The 18876-nt window shown below is 55.8% G+C and carries 13 protein-coding genes; 8 read left to right on the top strand and 5 right to left on the bottom strand.

All coding sequences use genetic code 11. The features are described 5' to 3' along the window. Nucleotides 1–296 precede the first annotated feature (296 nt). From RE6C_RS04820 to RE6C_RS04805, 4 genes are all read left to right on the top strand, one after another. The gene (locus RE6C_RS04820) at nucleotides 297–1679 is read left to right on the top strand and encodes a dihydroorotase (protein ID WP_008654395.1); all 1383 of its coding nucleotides are present in this window, start codon (nucleotides 297–299) and stop codon (nucleotides 1677–1679) included. Between the two features lie 124 nt (nucleotides 1680–1803). After that, nucleotides 1804–2439 (top strand): uracil phosphoribosyltransferase, encoded by a 636-nt coding sequence (upp, locus tag RE6C_RS04815; protein WP_008654393.1) that lies wholly within the window; start codon nucleotides 1804–1806, stop codon nucleotides 2437–2439. 168 nt (nucleotides 2440–2607) lie between these two features. Further along, nucleotides 2608–2859, top strand: a complete 252-nt coding sequence (locus tag RE6C_RS04810) for a ribbon-helix-helix domain-containing protein (protein WP_008654390.1) — start codon at nucleotides 2608–2610, stop codon at nucleotides 2857–2859. Next, nucleotides 2856–3167, top strand: a complete 312-nt coding sequence (locus RE6C_RS04805) for a type II toxin-antitoxin system RelE/ParE family toxin (protein ID WP_008654388.1) — start codon at nucleotides 2856–2858, stop codon at nucleotides 3165–3167. Before RE6C_RS04810 ends, RE6C_RS04805 begins: the two co-directional genes overlap by 4 nt. A gap of 5 nt (nucleotides 3168–3172) precedes the next feature. Here the strand turns inward: RE6C_RS04805 and RE6C_RS04800 are convergent, their stop codons facing one another. From RE6C_RS04800 to larC, 4 genes are all read right to left on the bottom strand, one after another. Then, nucleotides 3173–4717: a sugar ABC transporter ATP-binding protein gene (locus RE6C_RS04800; protein ID WP_008654387.1), complete on the bottom strand. Its 1545-nt coding sequence runs from the start codon at nucleotides 4715–4717 to the stop codon at nucleotides 3173–3175. Further along, nucleotides 4714–6522 carry an oligoendopeptidase F gene (gene pepF / locus RE6C_RS04795; protein WP_008654385.1) on the bottom strand — a complete coding sequence of 603 codons (1809 nt, stop codon included), beginning with the start codon at nucleotides 6520–6522 and terminating at the stop codon, nucleotides 4714–4716. Before pepF ends, RE6C_RS04800 begins: the two co-directional genes overlap by 4 nt. 82 nt (nucleotides 6523–6604) lie before the next feature. Continuing rightward, the gene (locus RE6C_RS04790) at nucleotides 6605–7834 is read right to left on the bottom strand and encodes a hypothetical protein (protein WP_008654384.1); all 1230 of its coding nucleotides are present in this window, start codon (nucleotides 7832–7834) and stop codon (nucleotides 6605–6607) included. A 210-nt stretch (nucleotides 7835–8044) separates the two neighbouring features. Continuing rightward, complete coding sequence (larC, locus tag RE6C_RS04780; RefSeq protein WP_039961220.1) at nucleotides 8045–9268, bottom strand: nickel pincer cofactor biosynthesis protein LarC; 1224 nt, start codon at nucleotides 9266–9268, stop codon at nucleotides 8045–8047. Between the two features lie 154 nt (nucleotides 9269–9422). Here larC and RE6C_RS04775 point away from each other — a divergent pair, with 154 nt between their 5' ends. From RE6C_RS04775 to RE6C_RS04760, 4 genes are all read left to right on the top strand, one after another. Further along, nucleotides 9423–10496 (top strand): LOG family protein, encoded by a 1074-nt coding sequence (locus tag RE6C_RS04775; RefSeq protein WP_008654382.1) that lies wholly within the window; start codon nucleotides 9423–9425, stop codon nucleotides 10494–10496. A gap of 224 nt (nucleotides 10497–10720) precedes the next feature. After that, complete coding sequence (locus tag RE6C_RS04770) at nucleotides 10721–12190, top strand: aldehyde dehydrogenase family protein (RefSeq protein ID WP_008654380.1); 1470 nt, start codon at nucleotides 10721–10723, stop codon at nucleotides 12188–12190. Between the two features lie 600 nt (nucleotides 12191–12790). Next, nucleotides 12791–15937 (top strand): transglutaminase domain-containing protein, encoded by a 3147-nt coding sequence (locus tag RE6C_RS04765; protein WP_008654378.1) that lies wholly within the window; start codon nucleotides 12791–12793, stop codon nucleotides 15935–15937. Between the two features lie 126 nt (nucleotides 15938–16063). Beyond that, nucleotides 16064–17110 carry a hypothetical protein gene (locus RE6C_RS04760; protein ID WP_236617947.1) on the top strand — a complete coding sequence of 349 codons (1047 nt, stop codon included), beginning with the start codon at nucleotides 16064–16066 and terminating at the stop codon, nucleotides 17108–17110. 450 nt (nucleotides 17111–17560) lie between these two features. On the opposite strand, the gene RE6C_RS04755 is transcribed toward RE6C_RS04760, so the two are convergent. After that, nucleotides 17561–18466 (bottom strand): alpha/beta hydrolase, encoded by a 906-nt coding sequence (locus tag RE6C_RS04755; RefSeq protein ID WP_008654372.1) that lies wholly within the window; start codon nucleotides 18464–18466, stop codon nucleotides 17561–17563. Nucleotides 18467–18876 lie beyond the last annotated feature (410 nt).

Genomic DNA, 18876 nt, shown 5'->3' with positions numbered 1-18876 from the left:
CTTGGCAACACAGCAGTTAAAAACTGCACGCCCGACGAAGTCGAGAGGGGTCGGAAAGCGAGATTTCCGGGGAAGGGCAATCCGCACCACCTCCCTCCCGAATCATTCGCGGGCAGTCAACAGCTTATCACTTCGTCCACCATGTGCCGCTGACACGGGTTCGTCTTGCGTTGCTGAAATGGCGGCGAACCGTGGTTCATGACTCATTGGGTACCGATGCCCTCACGCATCAGTGTTAAACTGATCGACCGAACTCGACACTCCGTTTGGTTGGTCTTTTCAGCTTGAGCTCATTGATGGCACGCACTCTGATCCGAAACGCGCAGGCGGTTTTGCCTGGCGATGGCATCCACAGTTCTTCCGGCACCGTCGATCTTCGTCACGTGCTGATCGAAGACGGCAAGATTCTCGACGCCGACGCTTCTTCCACCGCCTCGTGCGATCACCTCATCGAAGCCGACGATCTGTTTCTGCTGCCCGGCGTGATCGACGACCAAGTCCACTTTCGCGAACCAGGCCTGACGCACAAAGAAGACTTGGCAACCGCGTCGCACGCTTGTGCTGCCGGTGGTGTGACCACGTTCTTGGAAATGCCCAACACGAAACCACCCGCGATCACCATCGAAGGTGTCCAAGCCAAAGAAGCCCTCGCCGCCGAAAAGTCACTGGTCAACTATGGCTTCTACATCGGTGCGACTCCAGACAACGTGGCCGAGCTGAATGCCGCTCAAAACGTTCCCGGCATCAAGATCTTCATCGGCAGCAGCACCGGCAATTTGTTGGTCGATGAACAAGCCGCCTTGGAACGCATCTTCGCTGAGACGACTCTGCCGATCTGCGCCCACTGCGAAGACGAAACGACCGTGCGAGCCAACGCGGAACGACTGGCGGGCACCACCGACATCCACGATCACTCTCGCATTCGCGATGAAGCCGCCGCGGTGATCTCGACCGCGCGAGCCACCGGGTTGGCCCGTCGACATCAACATCGTTTTCATGTCTTGCACGTGTCCACCGGCGCGGAACTCGTGTCGCTCGTGGATCCATCGCCCTACCTGACCGCGGAGGTCTGCCCGCATCACTTGTTCTTCAACGTGGATGATTACGACCGCTTGGGTTCACGGATCCAAATGAACCCATCGATCAAAACCGCGGAGGACAACGCGAAACTTTGGCAAGCACTGCAAGACGATGTCATCCAAGTCATCGCGACCGACCACGCACCTCACACGCTGGAAGAAAAAGCCCAACCCTACCCGCAGTCACCATCGGGTTTGCCAGCGGTTGAGAACTCACTCGCGTTGATGCTGAATCAATGCAACGCTGGCAAAGTCACGATGCCACAGATCGCACATTGGATGAGCGATGCGCCAGCGCGAGTTTGGGGCATCACGGGCAAAGGCCGCATCGCCAATGGTTACGATGCTGACCTGGTTTTAGTCCGCATGAATTCCGAACGCACCATTCGCGACGAAGACCAACACACGAAGAACCGCTGGAGTCCCTGGAACGGCGAGACTCTTCGCGGATGGCCCGTCACGACGATCGTGAACGGTTCGATCGTGTGGTCCATCGACGGTGGTTTTCGCGAAAAGATTCGCGGCCAAAAACCCACCTTCGATCACGCCCGCGGCGGCTTCTGGAACACAGCAGACGGCATCGGCCCAACAAACGCCTGATAGGTTGCACAACCACATAGGCTTTCCGTTGCTCATTCCGCTTCACTGACTTTATCGATCATCGGCGGACTTCGATCATGCTCTTGCACCCATCTCATTCATTCGCCCCCTAGCCACCCAAGTCATGTCGCACGTTCACGTTTTGCAGCACCCTTTGGTTTCGCATCACCTTTGTCAATTGCGAGACAAACGGACTCGGCCGCCCGAGTTTCGATCCGCCGTTTCGCGGCTGGCGATGTTGATCGGAGTCCGTGCGACGGATGACTTGCCGACACAACCCGTCACCATTCCAACTCCGGTTGCGGACGCACCGTGTCACGAGTTGGCGGCCGACATCGGGATCGTGCCCGTGCTTCGAGCGGGACTGGGAATGGTCGATCCGTTGCTGGATTTGATTCCCGATGCCTCCGTGTGGCACCTTGGTTTGTATCGCAACGAGCAAACTGCCGAGCCGGTCGGCTACTACGACAAACTGCCTAAGAAAGGCGCACCGAACGTCGCCTTGATACTCGATCCAATGTTGGCCACTGGCGGATCGATCGACATGGTCGTCCGTCGTTTGATGCGGTGGGGAGTCGAAGACATCCGTGTGCTCAGCATCATCGCATCCCAAGCCGGACTCGACCGCGTGGCCAAAGATTTCCCCCACGTCAAACTGTTCGTGGCAGCCGTCGACCCCAGCTTGAACGAACAAGCCTTCATCGTCCCCGGCCTCGGCGACGCCGGCGACCGCATCTTCGACACACCTCAAAACGACTGACAATCTGTCGCGTGAGTGTTCGAGCAGCGAATCCGCGATCGCTATGGCCCAGCCAGTGAAACACGACGAAGGAAGCCACAAAAACGATCATCAAACTTCTTTCTTCGACTGATCAATGACGGCTTGGTAGAATGATGACTGTTCAAATCCAACTCGGAGCACCCCAAAATGAGCCCGAATCTATCTCCTGAGAACCAAGCCTATATCGACGACCAAGTCGCAGGCGGTGTCTACACCTCTCGCGAAGAGGCGATTGATGCAGGCGTTGCACTGCTTCGCAAACGCAACGAGTTGGTGGCTCATTTGAAAGAGAGCCGTCGTCAGCTCGACGAAGGTGAACTGGTTGAATACGACGACAAAACACTGGCCGCACGATTTGATGAGTTGAAAGCGAAAGCATCTTCTCGGTCGCAGATGTGAGTCGCTATCTACTTTCGCACTCCGCGAATGCGAATCTCGATGAAATTGCGTGCGACGCAAGCAACGCAGTTGCGATTTTGGAAGCGTTGCACAATACGTTTCAGGCGTTAGCCAGCCATCCTCAAATCGGAACACTTCGCGAAGACCTGTTGCCCGGCATCCGAGTGTTCTCGCCTCCTCGTCCCGCTAGCGACTACGTCATTTTCTTCTATCCAATATCCGGAGGCATCGAAGTCGCTGCTGTGATACACGGATCTCGAGATTGGATCACCATGTTCACCGACGGGTTCGCACCAAAAGACCCATGACTTGGTCAGGTTGTTGCCGCAGCGCCGAGCGCTTCGGTCAGCAGACTATGTTCGGTCCATTCGCTTGCTGGGCGGATGCCGGTCAGGCGGCCTTGGTGAATCACGCCGATCGAATCGCAGACGCCGAGCAACTCGGGCAAGTAACTGCTGATCAACAAGATCGCTTTGCCTTGCGCCGCCAACTCACCAATCGTTTGATAGATCGTGCGTTTGCTGCCGATGTCGATGCCCCGAGTGGGCTCATCGAGCAACAGGATCTCGCAATCGTGATGCAGCAAACGAGCCAAGGCGATTTTCTGCTGGTTGCCACCGGATAACTCACCAATCGCCTGATCGGGATCGCTCGCCCGAACCGCCAATTCTTTCATCCAGTGCTCGGTCGCCTTCTTCATTTCAGATCGGCGAAGGAACGGCCCACGTCGGTAAGGTTCCGTACGAGTCAGCGTCAAGTTCTCGGTCAGACTGCGTTCCAAGAACAACCCTTCGTTCTTGCGATCCTCGGACACCAAACCCATCGCGTCTCGAATCCAACTCTTCTGCGGATCCCGCCGCGCATCTTCGCGACCCATCACGACGATTTTGCCAGACGCCAATCGATCCAGCCCAAACAGGGCTCGAATGGTTTCCGTCCGTCCCGCGCCGATCAATCCGGCGAGCCCCAAGATCTCGCCTCGGTGCAGCGTCAATGAAACATCGGTAGGCAAACGTGACCCGCGAACATCTTCGAGTTGCAACACGGGTTCGCCACGAACATGGTCGAGGTCGGGATAGAGTTGCGAGATCTCACGACCGACCATCATCTGCACGATGGAATCCATCGGCATCCAATCCGGATCGTTTTCAGTCAAGCTGCCTGAGCCCGCTGTCACGCCATCTCGTAGGACGGTGAAGCGATCACCGACCGACTGACACTCTTCCAGAAAGTGGCTGATGTACAGAACGCTGACGCCTTCGGATGTCAGTCGCTCGATCACCGCGAACAGGTTCTCGGTGTCGACCTGGGTCAGGCTGCTGGTAGGTTCGTCCAAGATCAACAGTTTCAGCTTGCGGCCGGCCACAACCGCGCGAGCGATCTCGACCATTTGCTGCTGAGCGATCGACAATTCACGAACGGGTTGTGCGGGTTCAATGTCCTCGCAGTGCAACCGCTTCAAAGCTTCCTTGGCGATCGCGTGTTGACGGCCACGATCCAGCCAACCACCGCCGCGTCCGCCCCATCGAGACGGTTCGTCACCCAAGGTGATGTTGTCCGCGACCGACAAATCGGGAGCCAAGTTCAGCTCCTGATAAATCATCGCGATGCCCGCGGCCTGGGAGGATCGCGGGTTGCTCAGATCGACTTCTTTCCCATCGATACGAATCCGACCGGCGTCCGGGCGATGAGCGCCGGACAAGACCTTCATCAACGTGCTCTTGCCAGCCCCGTTTTCGCCGATGATCGCGTGCACTTCCCCCGGACCAACGACCAAGTCCACGCCGTCGAGCGCCTTGGTCGATCCAAAGTGTTTGCGAATTCCGGTCAGTTCCAGACGATGGGTGGCGTCGGTCACAGCAGTTCGTCGAGTTGCTTGGAAAGACTGGCGAAGTGATCCAAGGTCGTCTTCACCGCTTCGGGCTGAGTCATGTCGACACCGGCGCCGCGAAGCAGATCCAATGGGTCTTGGCTGCAACCACCACGCAAGAAGTTCAGGTAATCGTTCAGTTCCGATTCGCCACCGCCGAGCACGCGACGACTGAGAGCCACGGCGGCACTGAGTCCGGTGGCGTACTTATAAACGTAGAACGCACGGTAGAAGTGAGGGATGCGGAAACATTCCAGTTCCAACGCATCATCGACAATGAAATCGGGACCGAAGTAAGCGTCGAGCAATTCGCGATACACCGCGCGGAATGACGCGACCGTCAACGGCTCGCCGGCTTCCGCCATCTCATGCGTTTTCTTTTCGAACTCCGCGAACATCGTTTGGCGGACCACGGTGGCGCGGATGCTGTCGAGTTCGTTGTTGATCAAATAGGCTCGCTCGGCATCGTCTTGGGCGTTCTCGAGCAAGTGATGCGTTAGCAATTGTTCGTTGAACGTGCTGGCCACTTCCGCCACAAAGATCGTGTAGTCGTAGTACTGATAAGGTTGGTTCTTCGACGAGTACCAACTGTGCATTGAGTGGCCGGCTTCGTGCGTCAGCGTGAACACATCGTTGAGCACTTCCTCTTTGAAGTTCATCAAGATGAACGGGTCGCCATCGAACGACCCGCAACTGAACGCGCCGCTTTGTTTGCCTCGGTTGGGATAGCGATCAGACCAACGTCCACGCAGCCCTTCTTCCAACGTCGACACGTACTCGTCACCGAGCGGTTGCAACGATTCCAGCACCACGTTGACGGCTTGATCCCACGTGTGATGCTTCTTGATTCCCGACAGAATCGGAACGTAGGTGTCGTAGTGATGCATGTCGGGCAAGTTCATCTTGCGACGACGCACGTCCAAGTATTCGTGAACCGCTGGCAATGAATCTCGCACCGCTTGGATCAAGTTGTCATAGACCGACACGGGCATGTTGTCGGGGAACAACGACGATTCCAAGCTGCTCTCGTAGTTGCGGGCTCGAGCGTAGTACACATCCCGGTGGATGCTGCCGGCCAACGTCGCGGCAAGCGTGTTCTCGTGTTCCGAGAAGACTTGGTAGTACTGATCAAACGCCTTCTTACGAACGTCGCGATCGGTGCTGTGCAGGAACTGAATGAACGTTGCGTGCGACAACTCCATCCGTTGTCCGTCTTCGTTTTCCAGCTCACCGAACCGCAGGTCAGCGTCGTTGAGTTGTCGAAATGCATTGCCCGCCGCGCCAGCCATCTCGCCTTGCATCGCCAGCAAACGTTCTTCGCGATCGGTCAACGTGTGCGGTCGATACCGAACGATTCGCTCAAGCAACAACTTGTAGGGTTCCAGAACCGGATCGTTCAAAAACGATTCCATCTTTTCCGGTTCGATGCTCAGCAACTCGGGTCGAACAAAGCTGCTGGCTTGCGACGCCTTCACAGCCAAGTTTTGAAACCGCGACTTGCGGGCTTGGTGGTCGCTGTCGGATTGATTCTCGGTTGTTCGCAGAAACGCGTACGTGCCACAACGTTCTGCCATCCGGTCGAACTCACCATCGAAATCCAAGAATTCACGGATGACTTGGGCCGATTCGCCCAAGCGTCCTCGGTAGGTTTCGAAGGTGTCGATTTTCGACGTCAGCGTGTCGAAATCGGCCTGCCAACCCTCCTGGGATTCGTACAGGCTGGACAGGTCCCAGCAATCGCTGGCGGCGACTTCGTCGCGGGTTGGCAATTTCGTGGCGGCGGGTGCGTTCATCCGTGGAGCATCGTTGGTGAGAGGAGTGAAGACGAGATTGAGGGCGATAGTTTAACACCGGACTCAAACCGCCATCACCGCCTCACGGGGAGAGCCCCAGATCCTCCGAATTCCGCTGATTCGCTGCATTTTTGAACGGATTTGGCCCCACGGAATGAATCCGCCATCCCTCGCCGGAAGTCTTCTCGATCTTCAACGGATCTCCGGAATACGGATCTTGTGTTGCGATGACCGGCAAATCCAATTGGTCATGCGTCAACTCCTCTCCGGTCAATTCGTGCATTCGAATCGCGTTGAGAATTCTCAAGCAACGACATCGAATACGGTCTCGTTCAAACGATGCACGGCAAGCATCCACCGCCGTCATCGCAATTTGGCTCAGAGCACCCAGAGGTGGTCCACGGGTTGCCGGCAAGTCACATGTTGGCGTCTTACCCAAGTCAATCTGTGTCTTCATCGCCGACAGATAGTCCTGAAGTCCTCCTGAGATGGACCGGATCATGCCCATGGATTCGAATGATGCGATCCCGTACGCCCGTTCGGTTTTAAGAGCATGCAAGAATGCGTCGCTCGATTCATGCTCCGCCAACGCTTGTTCGATTGCCGCGTGCGTGCCGGGATCCAGCGGTTCCGCCTGCAAGATCGCGTTGAGTTGATCAATAGCGGACTGCCGGATCGCAACGTTGGTTTGATAAACAACGATTGTCGGTCCCGTCTCTTGCAATCCTGTCAAACGCATTAAATCGACGCACAGCATCGCGGACTCATCGACCTTGCCTTTGGCTGCCAAGAACCGTGAACCACAAAGCATCAACCGGCCAACCATTCGCAATCGGCTGACTTCTTTCAGCAAGACTTGCATGTATTGATCGGGCGGCATCACACCGGACGGCGTCAGCGGCGATGGCCACGCATAGCGCTGGCAATGCGACGCGTCGCGCAAAGCGGGCAAGACCTGTGGGTGCTTTTGAAAAGCGTCTTCAAACAACGCCTCGTTTTGGGTCGACAATGGTTGGTGATGATCAGCGGCAGCATTGGAAATCAGATAGGGCTGCAGTTTCTTGTAGAGGCGTTCTGACGGTTCGGTCACATCCAGAATTTCACTTCGCGCATCCACTTTGTCCGCCATTGGCCAAACGGAAACGGTAGTTGGATCACCCAATTCCGAAAGCGAAATCGGGTCACCGTTCGATGCAATGGCCTGCAACTGAGCCCGAACCCGGTACTGCCGAAGCCCAATCGGGAACGTCACCAACAACAGACCGACGCACAGCAAACCCAGACAGCCGAGTGAAATTGTTTTTGCGTTCATGCTCCCCCAGGCCAGATCACCCGCTAGCAGGGGCGCGAAAAATTTGCGATTCTCCCATCTCGGTCAGCAAGTAGGCCAGGTTTTCACCTGGCAACCCAGCCGATGCTTCGAAAGAAGCGAGGCGTGCTGACACTTCCAACCCGTTGGCAATGTGAGTCGTGCTCGCGCTCGCCAGGTGGAACCGTGGCCTACGATCTGCGAGGTTGAATCTCAAGTAACACCGGAGGGCTCGCGCCCTACCGCTAACAATTCTGCAAACGCAGCCTGAGCCTCGACACGGATCTGATCAGCTGGTTTTCCGGTCGCACCAGACAACCGTTTGACCTCGTCGTTTTCCAATGAGAAACGCAGCGTGCCGTCAGGCAAACGCACCGTCTTGCCCGTCGCAGGTCCGTCCGGCGTTTCCACGATCTGACTTTCGCGAGCCAGCTTGGAACGATTCATCTCCGTTCGACGAATTCCGATCGTGCTGGTTTGGGTGAAGAGCAACGTTTGCAACGCACCGATTCGGCTGGCGTCGCACAGCACCGAAACGGTTGTCGCCAAACGTCCCTTTTTCATCACGATGGGAGTCTGCCAAACATCGAGTGCTCCCGCGTTCATCAACAGCTCGCTGACATTGGCCAACTGCTCCGCCGTTGCATCGTCGATGTTGCTTTCCAGCAAGGTGACTCGATCGGTTTCGATCTGACCTTGGGAAGAACTCGCTTCGGTCAGCTCACCCAGCGTCACCCGCAACACATTGGCCTGGCCTTCCAAATCACGTGTTCCCGATCCATAGCCCACTCGCAACGGAGTCATCGCCGGAGGCGGTCCAAACGATCGAGCCAGCGTCTTGATGATCGCGGCCCCGGTAGGCGTGGTCAGTTCGGATTCGATGTCGCACGCCATCAACGGCACACCCGTCAAAATTTCCGCGGTGGCAGGCGCGGGCACAGCAACCCGGCCATGATCAATCATGATTGCCCCGGTTCCGGTCGGAATGGTCGATGACGTCGCGTGTTCAATGTCCAACGCATCGATCGCGATCGCAACGCCGACGATATCCGCGATGGAATCGATCGCGCCGACCTCGTGGAAGTGAACTTTCCGAAGCGAGCAACCATGGACCTTGGCTTCCGCTTCGCCCACGCACAGAAAGATCTTTTTCGCGAGAGCCTTGGCGGATTCGTTGATCTCGCTGGCTTCGTCGATCATCGCATCGATGTGGTGCAGATGCCGGTGAGCCTTTTCCGACGGATGATCGATGTGAATCTGCACGGCACGGAAACCGCACTTTTTCACTTCCTCGGTCCGCAGCTTCAAATCCGGCAGGTTCAGCGATTGCAGCCCCTGTTGGATCTGGTCGACCGACACGCCTAAATCAATCAGGGCGCCCAAGGTCATGTCGCCGCTGATTCCCGATAAACAGTCAAAGTGCAGTGTTTTTGTCATGCGGATAATGGAGCAAAACGAATCGAATTCACCAAGCCGACGGTTCATCAAAACCTCACCTTGGGCCTCCACAAATCGCGTTCCGGTGAACACCTGATTCGTGGTAACTTGTCTGCCTACCGCAACTTGCTTGTCATCTCCTCCGGAACTTTTCATGACCGACGAAAACGAAAATTTGCCAGCCGAAGCCATTGGCGAAGATGAATTGCAACGGCCGCAACCGATCGACGATCCGATCTCCGACAATCAGTCGCAGGACTTGTACCAAGTCATGCGGCACACGATCGAGCGATTGGAAAAGGACAACACGGCTCGCGGTGACGTGAAGATCCTTTCCCGAACGATCCGGGAACTGCGGTACGCGTTCAAAGTCTTCCGGCCTTATCGTCGGCGACGCAAAGTCACCATTTTTGGATCGGCCAGGACGGCTCCCGATCGCCCCGATTATCAAGCCGCTGTGGACCTGGGTCGCCGCATGGCCGCTCACGGTTGGATGGTGATCACCGGTGCCGGCGGCGGCATCATGGAAGCCGGTCACAAAGGTGCTGGACGCGATGCATCGATGGGCCTGAACATCATGCTGCCGTTCGAACAAGGCGCGAACGAATACATCGAGAACGATCCCAAGCTGGTCACGTTGAAGTACTTCTTCACTCGCAAGTTGATGTTCCTCAAAGAGTGCAGCGGCATCGTCTGCTTGCCCGGAGGTTTCGGGACGCTCGACGAAGGCCTCGAAGTGCTGACGCTGTTGCAAACTGGCAAGCAAACCATGATGCCGTTGATCTTCCTCGATCATCCCGGCGGCAGTTACTGGAAGGACCTCGGCAAATTCATCGACAAGCAACTGATGTGCAACGGCATGATCAGTCCCGAAGACGTGGCCCTCTACAAGATCACAAATTCGGTCGATGAAGCCGTCGAAGAACTGCTCACGTTCTACGACGTGTATCACTCCCAACGTTACGTCGGTCACCAGTTGGTGTTGCGGATGAAGCAAAAGCTTTCTGAGGAAGCGTTGGAATCTATCCGGACCAACTTCGCTGACATTCTGAAAGATGGCACGTTCGAACAAACTGGTCCATTGCCAGAAGAAGCCGGCGAGCCCGAGCTGGCCGACTTCCCAAGGTTGGTGTTCCACTTCAACCGTCGTGGTCTCGGTCGATTGCGGATGTTGATCAACCAAATCAATGGACATCCTCTGACCACCACGCCCGATCCCGAGTGCTGAGCAAGCACGTGATCGTTTGTGTTGGCCTTCTCGTACGATGGGCTTCCAAACCCGTCGATCACAGCCCTAGCAGATCAGCCGGAACGCGATAGCGTCCGGTTCGTCTTCGGTAATCGTGGGCTGATCACTCAATCTTCGCGATCGCATTTGTTGGCATCCTCGCCTTCGAAGCCTTAAGCTGAAGGCTTGATTCCCATCCCAATCGCAGCTGACGAGGATCTCTGATGTCGACAACCCTTCCAGAAATCGCACCCCCGAAAGTCCGTCACACCCAGTTGTTCATCGACGGCCAGTGGCGGGATTCAGCCAGCGGAAAAACCTTCGCCACGATCAACCCCGCGACCGAAGAAGAGATCGTTCAAGTCGCCGAAGGTGACAAGGAAGACATCGACGCTGCAGTGAAAGCGGCTCGCAAAGCGTTTGAGTCGGGTCCCTGGCGGACGATGGACGCTCGCGATCGCGGACGGCTGATGATGAAGTTGGCCGATGCAATCGAGAACGAGATCGATGAGCTGGCTCAACTCGAAACACTCGACAACGGCAAACCCCTTCGCGAATCACGGCACGCGGATTTGCCCCTGGTGATTGATGCCCTGCGCTACTACGCCGGCTACGCGGACAAGATCCAAGGCGAAACGGTTCCCATTCGTGGCAACTATCTGTGCTACACCCGGAAAGAACCGGTCGGTGTGGTTGGACAGATCATCCCGTGGAATTTTCCCATGCTGATGGTCGCCTGGAAGTGGGGACCGGCTCTCGCCACCGGCTGCACGATCGTGATGAAGCCCGCTGAACAAACACCGCTGACCTGCCTGCGAATGGCCCAGCTCGCCAAAGACGTCGGCTTCCCCGATGGCGTCATCAATGTCGTTCCGGGCTTTGGCCCGACCGCCGGTGGAGCCTTGGTCGACCATCCCGGCGTCGACAAAATCGCGTTCACGGGAGAACACCGAACGGCTCAGTTGATCATGAAAAACTCCGCCCAATCGTTGAAACGGCTGACGTTTGAACTGGGCGGCAAAAGTCCCAATGTGATCTTCAGCGACGCGGACTTGGACGCCGCCGTGCAAGGCAGCTTCGTGGGTCTGTATCTGAACCAAGGCCAATGTTGCTGTGCCGGCAGTCGCGTGTTCGTCCAAGAATCAATTCACGAAGCCTTCGTCGAAAAGCTGACCGACTTGACGAACAAACGCGTCGTCGGCAACCCGTTCGATCAAGCGACCGAACAAGGTCCCCAAATCGACCAAGCTCAATTCGACAAGATCATGAGCTACATTGACAAAGGCAACCAGCAAGGCGCGTCCTGCGTCAGTGGTGGCAAGCGTTCTGGTGACCGTGGTTACTTCATTGAGCCGACCGTGTTCACCGAAGTTCAAGACGACATGGCGATCGCTCGCGATGAGATCTTCGGCCCCGTGATGAGCGTGCTGTCGTTCAAAGACAGCGATGACATTTTGAAACGAGCCAACGACACGATGTTTGGATTGGCGGCTGCCGTGTGGACGCAAGACATCAAGAAAGCCCATCACTTCGCCGCCAACGTTCGCGCGGGAACCGTGTGGGTCAACTGCTACGACGTCTTCGACGCCGCCGCCCCATTCGGCGGATTCAAGATGAGTGGCCAAGGCCGCGAACTAGGCACCGAAGGCCTGAAGGCTTACTTGGAAAGCAAAACCGTAACGGTCGCCCTTTGACCTCAGGAATGGAGCAGCCTCAGGGCTCGGTTCCCTGAGGCCTTCTTCGAAATGGACTGGCTCTCACTTCGCTTCGAATCGTCTTTCCTTAGCTGAAGCGAGCACTCCGATCTTTGATTAAGCCACTCGGGTTGTGATATCGCAGTTTGCACCAAATGCCTGGCCCATCGTCGGACTGTTTCACCGGCGCAATCGGAGTTGAGATTGCTTCGGTTGCATGGCTCTACGAAGCCGGATGATTGGTCATTGTTACATCGCGGGTTGCGGGTTCTCTGCGAGGCCACGGTCTGTCAAACCAACAATTGACATTCCAAGTTTGGCGAACGCCACTGATTACTGCAGCAACGCAAAACATGGACGAACCAACACCCTTAACACAGGGTCTCGGGCGATGAAGTCGACAACAAAAGACGACTCCGTAGAGAATTTTTGCTGGCGGAGTCATTCCATTCGGCGAGGACCTTTCATCAGTGGTTGCGCACGCTTGGGCCAGTCATACTGTTGACTTGACTGGGCGTTTGAATCGGGAGCAGTGACCACTGCTGCGATCGGATGCCTGTTCCATGCCACTGCCTGACACTTGAACGCTGAGTCCATCTCATGAGACAGCCGTTTGTTGCCTTGATCCTTCCGACGCTTCTCCTCGGCCTGTCCGGGCTCGCATCGGCGGAGTTCGACACCGAGCGACTGGCTTTGGCGGGAGACAACCGTGCGGAACTGGAACGAGCGATGGCAGATGCAGCAGCGGATCAACGGGAAGGAATCGAGTTTCTGATCGCGAATATGCCAGAGAGTGATCTGCAAACGCTTTCGGCTGACTACCTGTTGGAGAACACTCGACTGGCCTATCAAGCTTGGACCGATGCACCGTGGGCAAAGGAGATTCCCAAGGACATCTTTCTCAATCATGTTCTGCCGTACGCGAGCATCAATGAGCGACGTGACGAGTGGCGAGCCGATTTTCGAAAACGATGCCTGCCGATGATGGAAGGAGCGAGCTCACCGAGCGAAGCGGCCGCTTTGATCAATCAAAAACTATTCCAAAACGTCGGCGTCAAATATTCCACCCGGCGAGTGAAGGCGGATCAAAGCCCACTGGAATCAATGGAAACCGGGTTGGCGTCGTGCACGGGTTTGTCGGTGTTGCTGATTGATGCTTGTCGATCTGTTGGGATCCCCGCTCGGTTCGTGGGCACGCCCCTGTGGTTCAATCAATCAGGAAATCACTCGTGGGTGGAAGTCTGGGACGATGGCTGGCATTTCACGGGTGCTGCTGAGCCAACCGGGAACGAACTGGATCGTGGTTGGTTCGTCGCCAATGCAACCAAAGCTGACCGTTCGTCAAAAGCCCACGCGATCTATGCGACTAGTTTCAAACAGACCCCGCTCTCGTTCCCATGCGTTTGGAATCGAAAGCTTCGTAGCATTCCGGCTGTGAACGTGACCGACCGCTACGTCGCCCTTCAAAAGTCATTGCCGCCCGGCATGACCGAGTCGTTGTTCGTGGTGCATGGTGCGGATGGGAACCGAGCCAGTTGCCGACTGCGCGTCCTGGATGGCGACGAAGTTGTCTTTGAAGGTCAAACCAAGGACGAGGGATTCGATGCCAACGATCATCTTCGTGTGGAACTGAAACAACAACACAAGTACTCCGTCTTGATTGGCGAAGGCGATCAGGTCATTCGTGATACCATCACCACCGATGCGGACGAGCAGCTTCATGAGCACCATCTTGTTGCCGTCGATGCGGCCTCCGAATCACAGGTGAATGATTCCAATACCGCGATCAAAGCTCTCCGCGATTACCTCCAGTCCCAACCGGCAGCGGATCTCAAGACAATTCGCGATCAATCGTTCAGCGATGTCGCGTTGACCGCGGACGATGTTGTCCAAGCCAGAAAGATCCTTGCGGAGCATCAAAAGCAAACTCTTCTCAAAACTCGTGCCGAGGAGATGAAGGCTCGGGTGTTGGTCCACGGCGATCACAAGATGCCATTTGACTATCGCGTCTTTGGCGAAGCACCCGAAGAAGGTCGCAGTCTCTACATCTCTATGCACGGCGGTGGTGGTGCCCCGAAAGCGGTCAACGATCGTCAGTGGGAAAACCAGAAACGTTTGTATCAACCCGAAGAAGGTGTCTACGTGGCTCCGCGTGCACCGACTGACACATGGAACTTATGGCATCAAAAGCACATCGATCCGATGTTCGTGCGTTTGATTGAAAACATGGTCGCGTTTGAAAACGTCAATCCAAATCGCGTTTACGTGATGGGTTATTCCGCTGGCGGTGACGGCGTGTATCAACTGGCACCTCGTCTGTCCGACCGCTGGGCAGCCGCCGCGATGATGGCGGGGCACCCCAACGAAACGTCGGCACTGGGTCTCCGCAACGTTCCCTTCGCGTTGCAAATGGGAGGCAAAGACGCGGCCTACAAACGCAACCAAATCGCTGCGGATTGGCAAACGAAGCTGGCCAAACTGCATGAAGCTGATCCGGAGGGATACGAACACTTCGTGAAGATCTACCCGAACAAAGGGCACTGGATGGATCGCGAAGATGCGGTCGCGCTCCCTTGGATGGCCGAGCACACTCGAAACATGACCCCGTCCAAGATTGTGTGGGTCCAAGACGATGTGACTCACTCGCATTTCTATTGGTTGGGCGTGGAAGAGTCGTCGGCCAAAGCCGGTGCGACTATCATCGCAGCCGTCGACGGTCAAACGATTGACTTGATCTCCTCAGACGTGAACAAGATCAACGTCTTCTTGGATGACCGATTCATCGACTTGGACCAACCGATCCAGATCACCAGCGGAGGTCAAACACTGTTCGAAGGCCAGGTCACGCGAACTCTAAAAACACTCGCGACAACCCTCGACGACCGATCTGATTCCGAGCTCGCGTTCCCGAGTTCTGTCGAAGTGGAGATGCCAAAGCCTTTCCCTCAATCGTTGGTCCCTGCCAAGGATTTACCTCGATACACCGCAGCGAAGATCGACACTCAGCTGACGATCGATGGTCGCTTGGACGAGGAAGCTTGGCAGCAAGCCCGCAAGACCACCTCCTTTGTCGACTTGGTCAGCGGACAACCCACTCGCTACGACACCCGCTCATCCATCCTGTGGGATGACGAGTTTCTTTACATCGGATTCTGGTTGGAAGAACCCAATGTCGACGCGGAGTACAAAGACCGTGACGATCCGATTTACTACGACAACGACATCGAAGTCTTCATCGCTGGAAAGGATGCCTACTACGAGTTCGAAATCAATTCCTATGGAACCGTCTACGAAGGCTTCTTTGTATGGCAAGAAGCGTACGAGAAAGGCGGGTATGCATCCGACCCACAACTCGCCAAAGGCGCTCCAAATCAACAGGAGTTCGATGGCGTTGGGTTCACGAACCATCCACGCGGCAAACGCATCGCGTTTCTTGGGTACGACTTTCCCAATTTCAAATCCGCCGTTCACATCAACGGGACCTTGAATGACGATTCCGACGTCGATCAAGGATGGACGGTCGAGTTGGCGTTTCCTTGGAAGGAGATGAAGTGGCTCGCCAAGGGCGACGATCGATCGCTGCCACCCAAGGTCGGCGATGAGTGGCGAATCGACCTCTTCCGATTCAACAAGACCAAGGCCCCCGAACCCGCCACCGACTCCGGAGGCTGGGCCCTCGGCAAACACGGAGTCTGGGACTCCCACATCCCCGAAATCTTCCCCATCATCACCTTCGCTGAAGAGTGATCAACACTCGCGAAGTTTCTGCAGGGCAGTTAAAGATCGAAATTCATAGACAATGCCTATCAGGCTGTTGATTGACTGAACCATTTAGCAACGAGCGAAGAACAAGTGTTGGTTTGAAATCGTGGCATGCCTTATCCTTGTGGCTCTGCTTTTCGGATTGGACAGAGTCTTCGTGTTCAGTACTCCAAACCAGGTGAGTGCACAATGATTCGAGCGACGTCGATGGGATTTTTGATGGTGCAGGCCGTGTTGGTTTGTTGTCCGGCCGTTGCGGATGAGCCGGAGAAAATCATTGCCAATATTCAGTCATTTGATGCGAAGGCGAGCCCGCTCACCGCCATCACCGGTTGCGAACATTCCGCGACTTGCTTGCTCGGCTATTACGACGAGAGCATCGAACGGTTGAACCTGGAAACCGGAATGAGGACCGAAGTCTGCCGAGGCCTTGCACCGATCCGTCACATCGCCCTGTCAAACGATGAACAGCAGTGGTGTGCGGTTGTCAGTGGTCAAGACGAAGAAGTCCATTTGGTCTTTGGTCAGTTTGATGGCTCGAGCGCGTTGAATGTCATTCCGCTCGCCACCGGCTTGAGGTTGCGACGATGCTACGCCGAGTTCTCTCCTGACGGAAAGTTCATCGGCATTTCTGTTCGCCGATTCAAAGATAACAAATCCGTGTTCTTCGTCGCTCACTGCGAAACCACTGAGATCCTTTGGGAATCGAACACCAAAAGCACAGTGACCAGTACTAGTGACTTGCCACAATTGTTTGGGTTAACTTGGATCGGTGACCACAAGGTGGTTTTTCTTTCAGACCAATCCAAGTCGGGTTCGGCCGTCCGAATCATCGACGCGGCGACTCTGATAGACATGTCGCCTCTGGATCGCCGACGACATATCAATCTGAAGAGAAAGTGGGAGTCCATTCAGGTTCCTGGAGAGATCCTGCAGATTCGCGCGGCGGTTGACAAGAAATCGATCATCGTCCTCTCTGACCTTGATCCAAAGACCACGCTCTTGAAGGTGGCTTTTTTCAAGTGTGCACTGTCCAACCCCGAAGGTCAGGCAAGTCCAGCAGCACAGGCTGAATTGCTGTCCCAAATGCCGCAGAGCCACTACCTGCGTGACTACGTTTATCTCATGAATGATGAAGGAGTTTTTTGGTCAACCTGACGCAACGCAATGCTGGCGGCTTTCCTGTTGCCTACGAGCTCTATGTGGTCCATCCATCAGGTGTGAAGTCAATTGAACGATCGAAACTGCTCGACGCTGAGAACTCGGTGAGGTTGCAACATGACCGAGACAGTGAGACTTCATTTTTGTTGGATACGCTGAAGACGATGAACAACACAGTCTGCTCGCGATACGCCACTACCCGACAGAGACCCGTGACGACGGGGTCTTCGATTTGAACTTCCGAGGCAGGCATCCAACCAGTGTGATGGCAGGCGATAAACCCAGGTACCTGGTGATTGCCGCAGTGAATGTAACGCTTCCGTTCATCCCTGATGTCCCGACCCGAAGACAGCAACCGCCGGTGTCGCCGATCGTGGTTGCCGAATTGGTTCCCGCGATCGGGTCATAGCCCGGATCAGGTGATACTTCATCAGCGATGCGTTGCGATCAGTCCAACAGCTCGTTCAATTGCAGCCAACCTTTGAGTTGGTTGGGCCATTGGTCGACGGGGCGGTCGCCGCGGAACATGCCAAAGCCGTGGCCGCCGGTGGGGAAGAGATGCATTTCGGCTGGGACGCCGTGCTCGATGCAAGCCGAGTAGTAACGCAAGCTGTTTTCGACTGGAACAGCCTTGTCATCGCCTGCGTGAACCAAGAAAGTCGGGCATGTTGATGACGAGACTTGTTCGTCTCGCGACATTTGGTGCACCAATTCGTCACTGGGCGATTCACCCAACAGGTTCTTCTTCGATCCGCCGTGCGTGACCGCTTTATCCAACGAGATCACCGGGTAGATCAACGCAGCAAAGTTGACGCCGGTTTGCGGGTCCGTTGCGATGGTCGATGCCAAGTGACCACCTGCGGAGAAACCCATGATGCCGACTTGGTCCGTTTTCAATTTCCACTCGTCAGCATGATCTCGCATCAACTTCACCGCTTGGCGAGCATCGCCCATTGGGATCGGATGCTTGTGAGCACCACCGCCACATCGGTACTTCAAAACGCCAGCCGTCACGCCTTGTTCGGCGAACCATTCTGCCACCACGTGGCCTTCTTTGTCGATTGCCAGCCCGCCATAACCGCCGCCGGGACAAATCACGATCGACGTTCCTGAATGCTTGGCTGGGTCAGCGTGGTAGACCGTCAATGTCGGACGCAAGATGTCCGTGACCCAGGCATTTCGTTCGCCTCGATCGTGCAAAACTTCGGTGTCATCCGCTGCGGTGGATCCGAGTTCTTCGTCGGTCCAAAGGCGCAGTGTTTCGGGTTCCGCAGAATGGGCGGGTGTGGAAAGTGGCATCCAGGTGGCAGTGAAAACGGCAAGCGTCAGAGCAAACTTCCAGGAGATGTTCATGGGTAGGGCATTCGCGAACAAGGTGGGATGATTCGTTGAGAGAAACGAAATCATAACTCGTCACGCCGCGAAAAGTGTGAGTGGGCCGTCGTGCCCCGGGGCAAATCGCTTTTTCAAACCACCGCCAGTTGGCCGATGGTCCTTGAGCCCGGTTGCGTCGTAGAAACCGGTGCGAACGCACTGCGGCTGGATTTCCTAAATCTACGAATGATTGGCCCTGAAGTGTTCTACTCCAGCCATCATAGGTTGTGCAGTTTTTGAGAGCTGTGTTTGTGTCGTCTTGCGAAACTCGCTCGACGAAGGAGGTCGTGCAGTTTTGAAGTTGTTGTATTGCCACGCGTTTTATCATCATCCTCCCTTGGGAGGTCGAGCGAAGCGAGGGGAGGCTCAGCATTGAATCCAGCGCGTAA

Origin of the sequence: Rhodopirellula europaea 6C, from assembly GCF_000338295.1 — a bacterium.
GTDB classification, from domain to species: domain Bacteria; phylum Planctomycetota; class Planctomycetia; order Pirellulales; family Pirellulaceae; genus Rhodopirellula; species Rhodopirellula europaea.
This window is presented reverse-complemented; position numbering and strand designations above follow the sequence as displayed.

Excerpts from the sequence above, each read along its gene's own strand:
- RE6C_RS04820 (WP_008654395.1), top strand. The coding sequence starts at position 297 with ATGGCACGCACTCTGATCCGAAACGCGCAGGCGGTTTTGCCTGGCGAT.
- upp (WP_008654393.1), top strand. The coding sequence starts at position 1,804 with ATGTCGCACGTTCACGTTTTGCAGCACCCTTTGGTTTCGCATCACCTT.
- RE6C_RS04810 (WP_008654390.1), top strand. The coding sequence starts at position 2,608 with ATGAGCCCGAATCTATCTCCTGAGAACCAAGCCTATATCGACGACCAA.
- pepF (WP_008654385.1), bottom strand. The coding sequence starts at position 6,522 with ATGAACGCACCCGCCGCCACGAAATTGCCAACCCGCGACGAAGTCGCC.
- RE6C_RS04790 (WP_008654384.1), bottom strand. The coding sequence starts at position 7,834 with ATGAACGCAAAAACAATTTCACTCGGCTGTCTGGGTTTGCTGTGCGTC.
- larC (WP_039961220.1), bottom strand. The coding sequence starts at position 9,268 with ATGACAAAAACACTGCACTTTGACTGTTTATCGGGAATCAGCGGCGAC.
- RE6C_RS04775 (WP_008654382.1), top strand. The coding sequence starts at position 9,423 with ATGACCGACGAAAACGAAAATTTGCCAGCCGAAGCCATTGGCGAAGAT.
- RE6C_RS04770 (WP_008654380.1), top strand. The coding sequence starts at position 10,721 with ATGTCGACAACCCTTCCAGAAATCGCACCCCCGAAAGTCCGTCACACC.
- RE6C_RS04765 (WP_008654378.1), top strand. The coding sequence starts at position 12,791 with ATGAGACAGCCGTTTGTTGCCTTGATCCTTCCGACGCTTCTCCTCGGC.
- RE6C_RS04760 (WP_236617947.1), top strand. The coding sequence starts at position 16,064 with ATGCCTTATCCTTGTGGCTCTGCTTTTCGGATTGGACAGAGTCTTCGT.
- RE6C_RS04755 (WP_008654372.1), bottom strand. The coding sequence starts at position 18,466 with ATGAACATCTCCTGGAAGTTTGCTCTGACGCTTGCCGTTTTCACTGCC.